5 protein-coding genes are annotated in these 16424 nt (G+C 45.5%); all 5 read right to left on the bottom strand.

Features of this window, described 5'->3' with window-relative positions:
- Window positions 1-53: 53 nt before the first annotated feature.
- From AC5JMP_RS03860 to AC5JMP_RS03840, 5 genes are read right to left on the bottom strand one after another with little or no spacing between them, the layout of a single operon-like run.
- The gene (locus AC5JMP_RS03860; protein ID WP_495850112.1) at window positions 54-4076 is read right to left on the bottom strand and encodes a DUF6519 domain-containing protein; all 4023 of its coding nucleotides are present in this window, start codon (window positions 4074-4076) and stop codon (window positions 54-56) included.
- A 10-nt stretch (window positions 4077-4086) separates the two neighbouring features.
- Window positions 4087-9399, bottom strand: a complete 5313-nt coding sequence (locus AC5JMP_RS03855) for a WD40/YVTN/BNR-like repeat-containing protein (RefSeq protein ID WP_495850111.1) — start codon at window positions 9397-9399, stop codon at window positions 4087-4089.
- Window positions 9400-9414: 15 nt separating this feature from the next.
- Window positions 9415-13395: a putative baseplate assembly protein gene (locus tag AC5JMP_RS03850; protein WP_495850110.1), complete on the bottom strand. Its 3981-nt coding sequence runs from the start codon at window positions 13393-13395 to the stop codon at window positions 9415-9417.
- Window positions 13392-16061: a baseplate J/gp47 family protein gene (locus AC5JMP_RS03845; protein ID WP_495850109.1), complete on the bottom strand. Its 2670-nt coding sequence runs from the start codon at window positions 16059-16061 to the stop codon at window positions 13392-13394. Before AC5JMP_RS03845 ends, AC5JMP_RS03850 begins: the two co-directional genes overlap by 4 nt.
- Window position 16062: 1 nt before the next feature.
- Window positions 16063-16422: a GPW/gp25 family protein gene (locus AC5JMP_RS03840; RefSeq protein WP_495850108.1), complete on the bottom strand. Its 360-nt coding sequence runs from the start codon at window positions 16420-16422 to the stop codon at window positions 16063-16065.
- Between the last annotated feature and the right edge of the window lie 2 nt (window positions 16423-16424).

Genomic DNA, 16424 nt, shown 5'->3' with positions numbered 1-16424 from the left:
GTGATGCAAATCACGAGTAAAAATTTGAAATTAGCGTTTTCATTCTAGTTATCCTAAGTTCCGCCAAATAGTTGGCGGATGAAGCGTTTGAGTTTTCGATACAACAACCATTCAGTGCGTCTAGAGGTTCTAGACGATCGCTCAATAATCTGCTCATCTAGGGGGTTTATGAAGGGCGCAATCGCCTGCGGACTGTCAAGATTTCGCTCCTCCAACGCTCTAAGGTTTTCTCGTAATATCTCAAGTTCACTACGCTGATTTTCAATAACCTCAGAGAGTTCTTCTGACATCATCTGTTGATCTTTGACGGCTTTAGTGAGAACGGCAACGACATCCAGAATTTTAATGGCTTGTTTATCAGATGAGGTGAGTAAGTCAGGCGTATCTTCTGCAATAAAGCCAGCACGCAAGCTTTGGGTCGCGTCTTCGGTATAGACATATTTTACAGGATTGAGCCTTTGCAGAATTTCCTCAACTTCTTGGCTGGATAAATCACTTACCTGATCTTTTAGTGTCCTTGATGAAATCTGCTTAAAATCTGACCCTTGAAATTCGTTGGCTTCTAAAACCCCTTTAGCAAAAATCCTCTTTTCTACTAAGAGAGAACCATTAACATAGAGCATTGGATCAGGATTATCCTGAGTAGGAGCATCACCAGGGAGTTCATCTGCGTTAATAAATAAGCGATCACACTTAATATCATTAGCAACTTGCAGAGAACCATCGACGTGCAGCTTTTCCTTTATGTCCCGTAAATTTTCAATGCCAATACCCACCTTGCCATCATTTCTTACCCAAAGCAGGTTTTTAAGCTGCGAATTTGTGATATTTAATGCGGCTTTCTGAGTATCACTGGATGCTCCTTGAACCTCAAGCTTAGCGTTTAATGTTACAGGAGATCTATCTGTACCAATACCAACACCCCCCTCTACTAAAAGACCATCTTTAGGTGCTTCTGTTTGATCATATCTTTTCCCGATTGCTGCATTCCCCTTTACTGTTAATTTACTAGCTGGGTTTTCAACCCCAATTCCAACAGTAGAATTTAAAGTAGTAGGAGAAGGAGTTGCAAGAGAGGTGCTTCCCCTAACAATTAGTGTTCCACTAAATACATTATTCCCCTCTGTCTTAACAACTCCAGTGAGCGCTGATCCATCTCCATCAAATGCGGTAGCTTTAACAGTACCGTTTACATGAAGCTTTACATTTACATTGGTGTCAGGTTGAGCGATTCCGATTGCAACCTTCCCATCGACCAGTAGCCCATTAGCAGGAGCCGTTGTAGTTCCGGCAAAGGCTTGCCCAATCGCAACTGCACCAAAAACATCAAGTTGATTTTTGGGAGTGGGTGTACCAAACCCAGCATTCCCTTTGACAATAAGACCATTTTGGGGAATGGAAGTTGAATTTAAAAAGGTTGCATCTCCAATTGCCACATTGCCAATTACCCCAAACTGACTGGAGAAGTCTGTTACCCCAATACCGACTTTACTAGTCTTGGTGAATGCAAAAATGCTTGCTTGATCTGGTACAAATTCAACTCGGTTAGGATTTTCACCGATGCGAATCGAACCATAGATGCTGGGATTGTTAGAAGTTGGGTCTTTGGTAACTGCGAAGGTTGCACCTTGAAATGTGCCTGCTGAAAATCTACCAGAAACATTGAGGTTATTTGCTGTAAGTGTTCCTTGAACGTCTAGATTGCCTTTTATGACCCCTTCTCTGGTATCAAAGGTATACGCTAGAGCAGGGAATATGAAACGATGATCTTGTTCCTTGATCAGTGGACTAAACTTCCCGTCTACGACCTCTACCGCAGCTAAGAGAGCATAGTCATGCTCAATTCCCAGTGCAGTTTGTGGTAGAGGCTGGCGCTTGTTCAAGTCTTCAGCCTGATTGTCTGACCATTCAATGTCATTTGTTGCGGCTCTTGCCGGAATTAGCCAGTAGTCGCCCGTTTTGTACTCAGATTCTTTATCAAACTGAACTTTGATTCCAGCTTCCAGTTCAACCCACTCTGTGCGGGTCAGGATGGACGCTTCCTTAGTCATGTGATCCCAACGTCGCACCTTCGTTGATTTTTGAACTTTCTCACCCACAAGGCTAGAGACATCAAACTCAATTTTATTGCCAGATACCCGACTCAAACGAGCCAACTGACCTGGTTGACCTTTTAACTCCCGTTCTTCATCCAAGATCTCAATCCATTGCCCAGATTTGGAAGAAGTCCATGCATCTTGGGCAGATTTGCGAATGGTAATGATGCCTTTTTCAAAATTTTCGTAGTTTTCAATAATACTAACAATGCTGCCATTGTCGCGCGACCATTTAAATGTAGCCTTCTTGCTTTCGGCTTCAGATTGATCGTCACCCACTTTACCGGGATCATGAATTTCGACACGATAGAGCTGATTTTCTAACCGACGATAGCGGCTGTCACTTGAGGTTGCACTACCAGATGCGGTACATAGTTTGGCACAAGCATTCATGTAGGGTTTGCGTCTTTTGCTCCTTTGAGGAAAGGTACTCCATGCATCCTTAGTGAAGGAAATCCACTCTGGTTTGCTCAAATCATCCGCTATTGTTTCATCTCTTTCATAAGATTCGAGTTCCTTCAAAACCTGATCGGATGCGATCGCCTTGTCCAGAAAAGTCTTAAAATCTGCCTGAAACGTATTTCCTTTGCTAGTTAGCTGGTCGATTTTTGGCAATAACGCATTAAAGCTTGCCGTCCATCTTGTCTTCTCTTCATCTGATGCAGAAGTGGGTGCTGCTTGCAAATCATTAAAATAACTCTGCAATTCAGCCTTTTCTTCAGTTGTTAATGTGATTTTTGACAGTAATTCGTCAAAGGGGTGCTGTAATTCTTTCTTGTCTTCTTGCGTGGATGTAGTTCTCGCCAGCAGGGTATCATAGGATGACTTTTGTTGATCTGGGTCAGGTGGTACAACCTTTGCTAAAAGCGCATTAAATGGAATCTTTAAGTTCGTTTCCTGGGCAGGCGTTAATGTGACTTTTGCCAACAATTGGTCAAAAGGCTGAACATCTGTTAATTGAACTGTTATTAATAGATTATCTAAAGCGGTTTTTAATGCATCCTGATTAACAGCTAGAAGAGATTTTAATATGTCCTCAAATTGCTGTCTCCATGATGGTGTGCTTGGATTTACAACTGTGTTTAACAGAAATTCAAATTTTCCTTTTGTATCACCCTGTTGTGCGAGAGGTATGTTGGCGGTTAGAAAAGCTTCAAAACTTTGCTTTAGCCTCTCTACGCTAAGACCATTTAACCTGCTGAGAAGATCAGTTCTAGTTTGTCCTGCAACAGTACTATCTTCAATAAATTTTCGATTTAGAGGTTGAAGTTTTAACTGCCAGACGGTTTTTGTTCGAGTTGTTGTATCAGGAAGATTGAGGGCAGGTTCACGCAGACCAGGATCTTCGATCGTCGTGATATGACGTTGCCAAACATCGAGATAGGCTAGATGTAAGCCATTTGCAGAGGGTTCAGAGTTAGGATGATCAGACTGTGTCTTGTAGGTTAAAGTACGGCTCAACTCCCCACGCTGACCGACCGAACCTGCCGAGTCATTTAATGGCAGTTCTAATGTTTGGGTATTAATTTCTCGATTGATTTTGAGAATCTTCTGATCACCTACAACCTTAATCCATTGACCTTCTTCAAATTTTTGACCATCAACAATTAATGTATTTACTTTGACTTGGTTAGAAGGCGTAACTTCAAACTTGACACGAGTAGCTTCCAGTTCGCAGAGCGTTCCATTCACATAGAAGCGACCGGGAGAAATTACTAAATCCTCCCCATTACTGCTGGTTTCACTAATTTTGAAACTATCTTTATAAGCTTTATCTGTTTGTTGATTCGGATCATTCTCGCTCGTTGGTGCGCCACTTTCTGCACCGATCAAATCTACCACTTGAGTTCGATACAAATGTGCCTGAATATCCGCCTGCTCATTCCAGTCAGAATCAAGTTGCAGGCGACCTTGTTGCATCAGCACACTGGTGTAATGCTTGTCAGGACGAAATGTCAATCGAGTGAAATCACCTTTCATTCAACTCTCCTCAAGTAATGTAAAAAATTCCTGCCTCTAAACCAAATCGCAAGTATTCTTCCAGGTTGGCTTGTAAGTTCGACTCCCGTTGAGGCTGCTTCAAATCGTTAAACACTCCCATCTCTGCCCCGTCTTCTGCCCCGGTGCGCAACTCGTTTGCACAGCTTTGACTCAGTTGAGCATAGCCCGGATCTCCATAGCAATCTGAAGTAAATGTGGGCTGCAATCGCTCCATAATCAGTAGCTTTTCGATCATGTTAGGCAATCCTGCATTGATAGACTGCCAGGAATTACCCTCATCATTTGAACAGTAAATAGCGCCAGCAGCCGTTCCAGCAAATAACTGTTCACTGCTCTGATTAGCTGCCAGTGCTGTGACATCTAACCCTTTCAGATCTAAACTTAACTGCCTCCAACAGTCTCCCCCATTAATGGAACGGAAAAGCTTACCATCAGATGTCGCTGCAATCAGCAAGTTATAGGATTTATAGGGAGTTTCAGGCGGAAGATCAGAAGAAAGAGATGCCTCAAGTGTGAGAGATGTATTGGATTCGATTGATGCAATCTTTTGTGATCGCCCAGAAATTGTCATCGATTCTCCCTGTCGCAGTCCTTCCTCAAAGAAGAATGTTTTCTGACCGTTTATGAACTCCTTAACGCTGTTAATTGTCCCTGTAATCTCACAAGCGATCAGAGATGTTATACCAAAACTGGATAGACCTTGGTTAACTGGAATCCACTCAGATTCACGATTAGACTGAGTCTCACTATTAAAGCGAAATACTCCTCCACTCACTGTCCCAGCAAGAATTATTATCCCACTGAAATCAATGGCTAATGCTGAAATGTTGTAATTCTTCAAACCATTATTTAGCGATATCCAGCGCTCGCTCCGACTATCTCTAGGTTCTCCCCTAGATTTACCATGAATCATCTGAAAAACTCCACCTCCCGCAGTCCCAGCAAAGACCTGTCCATTTTTAGTCACTGCTAAGGCTCTCACGTCAAGGTTGGTGAGACCTGCATTAATCGATAGCCAATTCTCACCATTCGCGTTGCCTCTAAGAATGCCCTCACCTGCCGTCGCTGCCAAAAGAGTATTGAGATGAAAGGCGATCGGTTTGGGTATTGTGCGATGCGTAAATGGAGCATTCAGTATCAGCAGCACTTTTTCGGTAGACCACTCAACAGCATCAATCCTTCGAGTTTGATAGTCCTCGCTTTGCGTATCATCACTTTGGGTGGTGTCGCTCGAAACCACATCTCCCACTTGGAATTCATCCTCTGGAATCATCTGGTTAATTTCAATCTGTAACCCACCTTCAATTAACGTACCTGTGAAAGCCCACTGATCTTGGCACAACACTGTAATCGTTGAAGTGACTCCAGGTAGGGTAAGAGGAATCCAATCATCTCCATTATTTTTGGAACGGAAAATCCTTCCACCTGTTGTTCCTGCTAAGACAGTATTGATTTCAAAAGCGTATGGTGATGAACCCGTGAGATTTTTAAAGCCCTTGTCAACTATCAGGAGACCATCATTGCGAATTTCAGTCACGGTACGAGTTTCGCCTTGGATGGCGATCGTATCCTTGGGACGGAATTGTTGAGTAAATGCAGCGACTTCCAGATTTTCTGCACTCACCTTTGTTGGGTCACTACTATCAATTTGAACCTTTCCAATTCCGGCTTGCTCATAAGCCAAAGTTGTCGCTACATAGGGGTTTGATAATCCCCGATTAGCCTTTTCCCAAATTTCGCCATTATTGATAGAACGGAAAATTCCACCACCTGCACTCCCGCTGAAGAGGAAGGAATCATGACTCGCAATTGAGGTAATCGCATCGGGAATGGGATCTAATGCTTCCTGAAATTCCTTATCGGGTTGGCACTGATAGCGAGGCGGTGTTTGAGAACCCTCTGGTACATAGGAGAAACGAATACAACCTGTCTGATGCAGTTGTACAGTTACCTTCTCCGTAAACAGACTATTGCTGGATTCTAGACTCCGAACGGTGGTCATTCCCAGAACAGTTGTGGTGAAGATCTCTGTATCTGTGCCAGGAGCCAAAATTGCTAATCCGCTGGTGTCTTCTACGCCATTTCTAGCTTGCCCTTTATCCAAAATGCTGTCTTCGATGCTCAACTTTGGAACAGCCTCTGTCAAGGTAATTGCACCACAAATACTGTGATAGAGGCTAATTTCTAGACGTGAATTGTCTGGGGGATCAGTTTCCTGCTCTGAAGAAGAATTCTCGAATAAACAATCCCAACCATTGATTTGAGAATCCAAACTTGAATCCATCTGAGTGACCCAGGGGAAAATCGTTTGCCAGATTTCGGCAAGCAGGCGATTCATCTGCTGCGTCACAAGTTGTGTCAGTTGCCCCAAGTATTTTTCAGGGGTTTGGTCAAGCTTTAGGTTGGAGTACCATGCCCCCTGAACAAAGGCAAGAACGGTCATGACAGAAGCAATGGCAGCCAATGGATCTTCTGCATCAAAGATGCAACAAGAGGAAAGCGTTTCTTCTTGCGGTTGAACCCATAGCCCACCTTGCTCTGGCACCAGCGTCGAATGAATCACTTGTAATCGCTCCAAATAACCCGGCAAGACTATCAATCCTCCTTCAATGAGTAACCCTTCCAGAATCAACTCTCCTTGATTAGGCTCTGTAGCAGGAGCAGTTCCCTGAACCGACACATTGCCGCAAATATGAGGACGACTACCGTCTACCGCAATAATTTTCAGCTTTTTCTCTTGGGGAATAGTGATTTCTAAGTCTCCCTCATAGGTCAGACTGTCTTTGATCAAAATGATTCCAGTGTCCGCTGGATCAGGCTCTTGAGGCACAATTCCCAATTGCTGCCAGTCTTTCTTAGTCGAAGAATCAATCGGCTGAAGCGGGAATCCCTGTCTTCTTTGAGGGGAAATGAACAGAACAAATTGCTGAGCCGTGTAAGAACTCAGGTCAAATTGATAAGCTTGCTCCAGATTGATTTCTCGTCCCTGACTATCTTTAGCAGTTCCAGCCGCAATGCTGATTCCTTTGTCTGTTGCGTTAACTTGCAGTCCTTCGATCGCCCGACTCGCAGCATCGATCCCATCAACCTTGAACTTAACCTTGGGAACGGATAGACTGGCAAGGCGGATATAGCGATCGGAATTTGCTTCTGCTTCCGATAAGATGTACTCTAGTTGCCATCTCTGCCCAATTTGACTGGTTAGAGAAACGACTAAATAAACTGTAGAACCTTGATAATCCTTAAGATTTAGCAACTGGGTAGTCGTCGCAATTAAGACATTACCCCATTTATCCACGGCTGTTCCTGGAGTAATAGCAACCTCTAATTTCCCTGGGCGCACATTGACATCTAATCCTTGGACAATACCGCGTTGGTGGTCATCACGAACGCTTAGATCGGGCTGACCCACACACCGCTGATCAGAATTTGCAGACCTTATTTTTAATCGAGCCAGAGGAATCAATGTACCTTCGGGATAGCCATCATCAGCGATCGCCGTTTCGGGCACCCAAGCAAATTGATAATCTTGTCCTTGCAAAGCTGCGCGATAGCAAATGACCAAGATAATAAACTGATCATGCTGATGGGGGTAAACACTCAGATCGTTCAGGTCAAAAGTTTCCATTTGACAGACTTGTAAGCGTCTACCTTGTCGATCAATGGCTAATCCTGGTGTGATCAGAATCTCTGTGGGACAGAAACCCGGTAAGACTTCCAGACCTTTTCCCACAATTCCAGGTTTGAATCGGAGAGGAACAGGATCGTTACTTGATTTAACCCGGCTTATTTGAACAGGTGACACCGTAACCCGAGCCAGAGGAACATGGATTTGATCTCGCAAAGCTTGCCAAGCAGATACGGTTCGATTCCAGTTTTGAATAGCGGTATCCAAAGGATTGTCATCGGCAGAAGCGATCTGCTCAACTTCCCAATAGAGGGGATTAATCCAGTTAGTTTCTGGTGTGTCCTCGATTAGTTTTTGACCCGCATTTTTTAGTAAATCAGTCTTGTTTGCTCCACGACTGTAAGGTCCCCCACCTAAGTCGTCACTGAATCCATAGAGATAGCTGACCTCTACCCGTTCTGGCAAGGTGCGATCCAGAAATGCGATGCGTCCCAGTTCTGGATCAACCGCAACAACTTTTGTGGGAATGGCAATATCATCTGGGTTCCGCTCGGAATCAGCGTCAGGAAATAGCCAGGACATATCATCAATCGGTACTTGTTCTTGTCCTTGTGCTTGCTCTGCCTGATTCTCTGCCTGATTCACAGCAATGGCTTCCTCTCGTTCCGCTTCTGTGATCGCCAAACGGCAAATCAAAATTTCTTCGGGTGGAATTGGATTGGGCTGACCATTCACAAAGATTTGCAGCACTGGGCTACTTTCGTTGAAATAACGGGGCGAGAGTAGAGGTTTACCTTGTAAGCGTAACTGCCGTCGCTCTTTCAGTTCATTGGCTAAGGAGCCATACCGTAGAGGAGTAGGTAAATTAATTTCCTGCGCTTGCTTTGTCAGGTCTGTGGCGGACTGGGGTTGGTTGAAAAGCGGCACATCATCATAGCCCAAGGGATTGAAGGTGCAAAATCGTCCTGTGGGATCAGCTTCTGTCACCGCTACGACACGGGCGGTTCCTCGCTGGATGGGATAGCTCTGTAGCCGCCAGACGAAGATGCCAATATTGGGGATATTGTATTTTCCACCTAGACTTGCCCGACGGACCTCTGCGGTGTAAGCAACTTGTTGTTCAAATGGAGTTCCAATCAGATCAAGCGAAGTGTTGTTACGCAAATCAACCGTTGCGCTGTTCGTCCGAAGATGGTTCAGATTTTGGGTGGTGATCAGCAAACGCGAAAATTCGATCGCCCGTGCCCGCCATCCCGTAACATCCCGCACGAGCTGCTCCAGGACTGTCGTAGTTCCTTTACGTCGCCGATAGGCTAATGTATTTGCCACATAGGCTCGTCGTTCTTGTTGCCCATAGGGGCGGGGGCGAGGAGGGCGATCGCCTAATAATTCTTTTTGAGTCGTCGCTAGTTGGTTCTGCGGCTGATTCTTGGGAAAAGAACTGGCATAGAGCGCCCTCACATCCAATAGGTCGCCCATATAGGGAATTGCCCATTCCACACAGGTTTCAATAAACCAGTTGTCATAGAGATCGCCAATGTCTTCTTCGATCGCCTCTACTTCCTGCTCAATCACTGCGAGTAGTGCTTTGAGGGGTTCTCCTTCTACCGTATCTCGCAGTTGGTATATGGCGGGTAGAAGTTGATAGAGGCGATCGCGCGATATCTGGTTCATAACAATCTTCTTCCCTTACAACGTTGATACAATTGTGAGTTGAATGCCTTCCGGGTTTAAGCGCAATAGCTGGGCTGGTTGAATCGTATATGTTTGGGCATCATAACGAGCGGATAAAGCAGTTAGCGATCGCTCTAGGGCTTTACTTCGACCCACCTGATACAACGCATCTAAATCCACTGCAATCACACCTTCCACAGACTGAACTGCTGCAATCACTTCAGATGAAGTCACGTCTTGCCCAAATTTACGTTTCTCAAACGCAAAGGTGTTTTGTAGGGTTTGACGAATTTTTTCGGTAACGACCTTGGCTTCATAGCGTAAATCCAGCAGTAGACGTGCTTCCAGGTTGAACAGTAGCCGCTCGTAAGAATCAACCTGTACCTGCTGAATCGGATCTCTGGCATTGTCAATGGCTTCTACTAGCTTGGTGTAAAGGTTTGAGTCTTTCAGAACCTCATTTCCCTGGACTCCGGCAACGGTGATATGCACCTGTTGGGTTTCACCATTCCAGAGGGGAACGGCTTGTGCCTTGCCAATGCCAGCAAAGCCTTGGGCAAAGTCTTCGAAATCGCGGATGGAAACAATGCGATCGAGGGTTCGCACTGTAGCAGGTGCATTCACCTGTGCTTCTGTCAAAGATTCCCGTGGCGCACCGCCTGTCGCAGGCAGCGGGTTGATCACCTCCGAAATTCCCAGCGGGCGGGTTTTGAGTAAGCTCAGTTGTTCCGCCTGCAAGTTTCCATCTAAACCAATGCCACTGCGATAGGTGGAAGTGATATTTTCCAATCCGCTTGGTAAACGTGCCCCTTTTGTGCCATCCCCAAAGGTGACAATGGTGGTGCCATCGTCTTGAATCCGAATGATGTAATTTTGGTCAGAAGGCTTCAGGGGATAAAGTGAAGAAACTTCTTGCCAGAGAATTCCATTTACCCGGACTTCTAAGGAACTCTCTGAGCCTCTAGCATTGGAGGCGGGCACATAGGTGAGCGGGGGCTTCTTCAGCCCAAAACGCTGATTTGGCAGATGACCATCCCCACTGCCCAAGACCTCCTGCACCGTCTCGCCATGCGTCGCGGGTACAACGTTGGCATAGATCCTCACTGTTGCTGGATCGTAGGCGCATTTTAAGGGCTGTTGTAGGGTGAGGATGGGACGTTGCTGCTCCGTCGGTGGATTTTGAATAATGGCGATTTCACTGACCACCTCGCTATCAGCTAAAGCTGGCAGTAAGGTTATTTCATTTTTGAAGTCGGACTGATCTAAAGCCGTCGTTGTGATGAAATCGCCTTGAAATCCATCTTTATCCATCAGCTTCCAAAGTTGATAGTTGGGGTTATCTGGGATAGAAGCAGGTGGCTCTAGAACCTGAAGGATATCTCCCCGCTGAACAGGTTTGGGATATGAGCCTTCGGGGGGCTGTAAAATACCAATTCCACCGACAAAAAAGTTGGAGCTTTTTCCTTGAGGCGGCAAGATTGCCCGCACATCCAGGTTTGTCAAATGGGTATTCACGGCTTCCCAAGAATCTCCATTGTTAGTAGAACGGAATACTCCAGCTTTAGAAGTGCCAACCCAAATAACTCCACTCTCATCAATCACTAGACAACGGATTTCCAGATCGGTCAATCCGGTATTCACGGCTGTCCAGCGATCGCCCAATTTCCGAGTACCAGACTCAGTACTAGAACGAAACACGCCGCTACCAGCGGTTCCTGCAAAAAGAAAGCCAGCTTTGGTATCCAATGCGGTGATGTTTCGGTTGGTCAGACCCGTGTTAATTGTAAAAGACGTGTTTGTAGTTAAGTCAGGACGGAAGGGGCGATCGACGATAAGCTTCCCATCAGAATTGATTTCAGAGGTGATTTCAAGAACCGTTCGGCTTTGCCCGCCTGCGTTGATGACATCCCCCGGTTTCACCTGTTGCATTTGAGCGCTGAAGTTTGCACCTTGACCAGTAACGACAACTCCCTCGGTTGTAATTATGCCTGTTCCTTGTCTTGTATCTATAATTTGTTGCCAAGTTAGAAATTTTGTATCTATGCTGCGGAAAATGCCATCTCGAATAGTTCCTGCAAAGGTGAATTCTGGACTGGCTCTTGGGTAACTGGTTAGGGAATGGACATCCGTATTATTTAATCCTGTTGTTCTCCAAGTTTTACCATTATCGACTGACCGAAATACTCCACCGTTTATTGTGCCAATTAAAATTTGTCTCTCCTGGTAAAGGTAGATGACTCGTATGTCACTGTAGGTAAGACCTGTTGAGTCCTCCTCCTTGTCCCAGGTTTGTCCAATAGGAGACTTAAAACGAAAGATTCCTTCGGCGGTACCCACAAACATCAGATAAGATTTAGCTGAATCATCAGATTGAGTTAGGAGAAGAGCCTGAATCTCTTTCATTTCTAAAGTTTTACTAGTTGAGTCCCATTCGATGATTGGTTCCCAAAGCTCACCCTTATTTGTAGAGCGAAAGATTTTTTCAGTAGTGCCTGCTAGTAAGATGGTTTCATCTTTATCAACGGTCAGCGATCGCACTTGAGAATTTGTTAAACCTTTATTTATCCTTTTCCAAGAATTTGATTCGTTCAGGAGAAATACTCCACCAATCTCATTTAATTGAGCACGGATTCGTTGACCGCTCACAATCAGGATTTGATTCCGGTGCAATTTTTGAACAAATTCACTCAGAAAAACGGTTTTACCCTGGATAGGATCTTGGAAAATGTCGGTTTGGCGATCGCTTACAATCAGCGGTTCTGGAACTAATTCCAGTAGTTCACTTTGCGCCAGAACAATTGTGCTTCGAGCATCACCAACTTTGGCAGCATCAAGTGCAGCACGAGTGACCAAACTAATCTGACCAAAATTCTCACTGGTTGCAGGATTTTCCCTCACAACTGGTACTACGCTTCTTGCTCTAGCGGCTGAAGATATATTAACAACCTTATACGCCTTATGACTTGGTGTATCCGTAGGAGGTTTATCATAAAGCACAATCCAGCTACCTTGCAAAATTTGAGGATATAGAGAATCAAGATCAAGCTCAGTATTGGAAGGAGCATTAAGCAAATTCTGGATATCACTCCATTCGCGTGTTTCCGAAGGTGGTAGTGGAGGATTCGGAGGAGGATTAATATGTGTTACTACTAAACTTACTGTTTTAGGAGCATCGTAGCCAAAGAGAAAAGCTTTTTGTCGAAAGGCAAAAAGTTGAGGATTTTGTAGAAGAATACTTTCCGTGGGTAGACCCGTACCGTTTACTGAAAAGGCTGTTTGCCAGCGTACAAGCGTATAATCATCAGATGGATTAGCTATCACATCTGTTAACAGCATTAAATATCTCCGATCCGCAAAATCATTATCAAGTAGCAGGATAAAATCACCTGGTTTTAATTGAGTATTAATTCCTTTGAGATAGAGTTGTTGTAAACCTTGTTGTATAGGGCTTTTGACTGCTTGAGGGCGACTAGGGCGAGGCTTAAGATTGTTCCAATCCACACGAGCCAAAAAATCCTCACTCGTCTCAAAAGTTTGAGGCAATTCATCTTCCCCCGGAATACTCACCACTTGAGTCCCCCTAGGAATGGTGGCAACTTCAGGCGAACCAGGCGCATCCTCCACCGTAAAAGTAAAATAGCTACTAGCAGCTACTCCTGGATTAAGCTCATAACCAATCATTCGAGCCAGTTCCAACACCGATCGCCGTTCCGTGGCGGTTCGCAAATAGCCCTCATTGGCAATCCGTTCCTGATAAAAAGTTAGAACATCGGCAAGTACTGCCCAGGCATCTAAGAGGGCGATCGCCGTATCATCGCGATCGCGGGTGGTCAATCCAAATAATGGTCCTTTTTGCTCGCTTTGCTTAGGGCGCAAACTATCCCGCAATAACGTTAACAACCACTTCCGAGAAGCCGTATAGTTCGTAATGCGATACGCGAGATGTGGCAACCCAGCTCGGTTTTCAGGTTTTTGAGGTGCATCTTTAGCATTCATAATCCACCCTCCATTTGAAACTCAATCCTGCCGTTTTCAGGTGAGCTAGGATCATTATCTAACCGAGCAATTTCTAACAGATCAAACGCAATTTGTCCCAGTTCTAAGGCTCGTCTACCTTGGTCGTCTGATTCAACCCAACGCTTAAACTGAGTCACATTCACAGACTCAACGCCTTCCACGGCAATGGCGCTTGAGATCACTTGACTGAGGTAAACCGGGTCACCAAAGCTGAAGCGATCGGGGTGGAAAAAGCCCTTTTGCTGGGTCGCCAAAATTTGCTTACTGAAGGCATCCATTAACGCTTTCTTGATCGCACTCTGGAAATACCCTGACTTCACTTTGACCGTCATCTCAATATCGAGTGCCACAAAGCGAGGGTTCTCAATTTCAATATCATGTCCGGTAAGACGAAACTCCTCTAGAAACGCGAGTAACTTTTGCTTGAAATCACCCTCAATCGATTCTCCTTCTTCCCGATCAACCGTAATGTAAATTGTGTGCCAACTCCCTGTCCAGCGTCGGTCTGCAATTGCATTTTGCACGCCCGGATATTGTTTGGCTCTCTCGGCATAATCTGCTGTCGTGACTGCCCGTCGCTGCACTCGAAACGCTTGAGGCGCATACTGTCGAATCTGTTCAATCGGTTCTGGGTCAACACCACCCTGGGCAGGAAGCGGATTATAGAGCATGATAACGTCGTTCTCATCCTGATCTTTTTTCTGTTTAAGAATTGGCAGATATTGACGTTGATCTTCAACTAAGTTCTCAGACAAGAGCAGAATATTGGTAATCGACTCAGCCCCCACATTGCCACTACTCCCATTACCGATGCGGTACGTTGCATACAAGCGCGTATCGGCATTAGGTTTCTTACCCAACGTACCATCCCCAAACCGCAGATACGCCCGTCCATCCTCTTCTGTTTCGACGACAAAATACCGTGCAAAGCGATCGCCAATCAATAGATCCCGTTGTGATTCCCAGCGTGAACCTGCTTCTGTTGTCGAGGTGGGTGGACTATTTTCCCAAACGGCGATCGCCGGACGGGCATCCCGCAATTCCCATTTCATGGCAGCATTGGCGGGTTTCTCCTCATCAAAATAGACCCACTGGTTTTGAAGATTATAGACATACCCCTGTTGTGTCAAAGGTCCTTCCTTTAAACGGGGTCGATGCTTTGTCCGATTCCAACCTGCATCTCTCCAGAGTTCTTCGAGGGATTGGTCTAACAGTTCTTCATTTTGGCGTAAAGAGTTTGATTGAGGTTTGGGGATAGTACATCCAGCATCGACCAAAACAACATTTCCCCGCGCCACACTAATGTCAGAGATGGGATTACCACGGGCATCAACATTCGATAGTTGCAAATCAAATGGTAAGGCATCTTCTACATCCCATTTAACTTTGATAATAGCTTTGCCATTCAGAGGATCGGTTGCCGCTGTCACCTTCGTCAGCCGTACAACATGACGGTGAGTGCGATCGGCATCAATTGCTAAGCCTGATGTTGCCCCCCGAACTTCTTCAAATACTAAAACACTGCCTCTTTTGAGGAGTTTTTGTAAGACTCGATCTAAGTTCTCTAATTCTGAGTTCTCCAGTTCTGAGTTTTCCGATCCAACTGGACTTTCCAAGGTCGCCTGAGTCGAACCCTTGGGTAAACAACATTGCTCATCTTCCCAAGTATAAAAGTGCAGCGTATTCAAACAGGAATGCAGGGTGACATCATGCAACGTCTCGAATACCTGTGCCCCGGCATTTAGCGCATCCTGAAACTTTTCGATCGATAGCACCCCATCTTGGAAGATTGAGCGAGTTAGCAACTTAACTCCAGTGCGGTTTTTCTCAATTGAAGGTCCCAAGAGGGTCACCCCCTCTATCGAGGATTGATTATTCTGTGGATTGAAATGAATCACAACCCAGGCGCGCGCATTGCAGCCATCATGGATTAAATAGTCTAATAGGCGAGCATGGCGACGAACAGAGACTCGTTTACGAGCCGTTCCTAAGTAAGCTTCTGTAGCAACAGCATCCTGGTAGTAGCTGAGATAGTCGCCCGTGTAGGCTAACAACTCCACCAACATCACCCCGATGTCTGAGGGGTTTCGCTCCCTCCACTGCGGGATTGTTTCTGAAAGGCGATCGAGCATTAACTGGCGAAAACTGGTGTAGTCTTTGGCGAGATAGTCAATAACGGGTGGGGGTGGTTCTGCTTCAGGTAAAGGATCAGGCGGTTGACAGTCAAATTGGCTCAACTCCTCTACCCAGAAAGAGAAAGATAATTGGGAAAGCTGGGGATCAAATCCGTCTGGTGGTTCCAGATCTTCCAATGCTTCAGAAGTGAACGCGGAGTGCACTAACCGCAGCGTATATTTGGAATAATCCCCCACCTGGTTGGTGCGAACGGTTAAAACATTTGTATTAGAACTGACAGATTCTACCGATAGGTTTTGGACTCGCGCGCCCCCTGAGATCTGGATATTTTCTTCGCTTAACTCTGCGCCAATGTCCATGAGCGAGTGAAGCAAATACACCACGAGGGTTTTTTGATCTGCCAGTACCTCTAGATAGTCAATTCCATTCAAAACAGGCTGTCCGTTTTCTAGTTGGTTGCGGACTGCCCTACGTCGCCGCTCATTTTTACAACGGTATTGAGTCGGCATCTCACAGCACCTCTCTACTAAATTGTGCTATTTGCCGCTGTCGATTTTGTCGAACGATATACTGAACAGTCACCTCTAATCGGGAGTCAACGTTCTCAACATCAACCGCTTCCAACAAAATCAGATCCCCTAACCATTGCTCGATCGAGCCTTGGACTAATAATTGAACGGCTGCCGCCAACTCGGAACTGTTAGGTGCAAAGATCAGTTGTTTCAAACCGCTACCAAAATCGGGACGATTGACCCGCTCCCCCGGTTCTGTAAACAAGACTTGTTCAATCAGGTGGCGAATGTGAGGATCATAGGTCACCTCTGCCACTCGTCCACGCCCGTCTATCTGAAAGGGATAACTGATTTGCATCG

The sequence above is a fragment of the Drouetiella sp. genome (genome assembly GCF_059504425.1).
The sequence above is the reverse complement of the archived record's forward strand: the minus strand, read 5'-3'. Positions and strand labels throughout refer to the sequence as shown.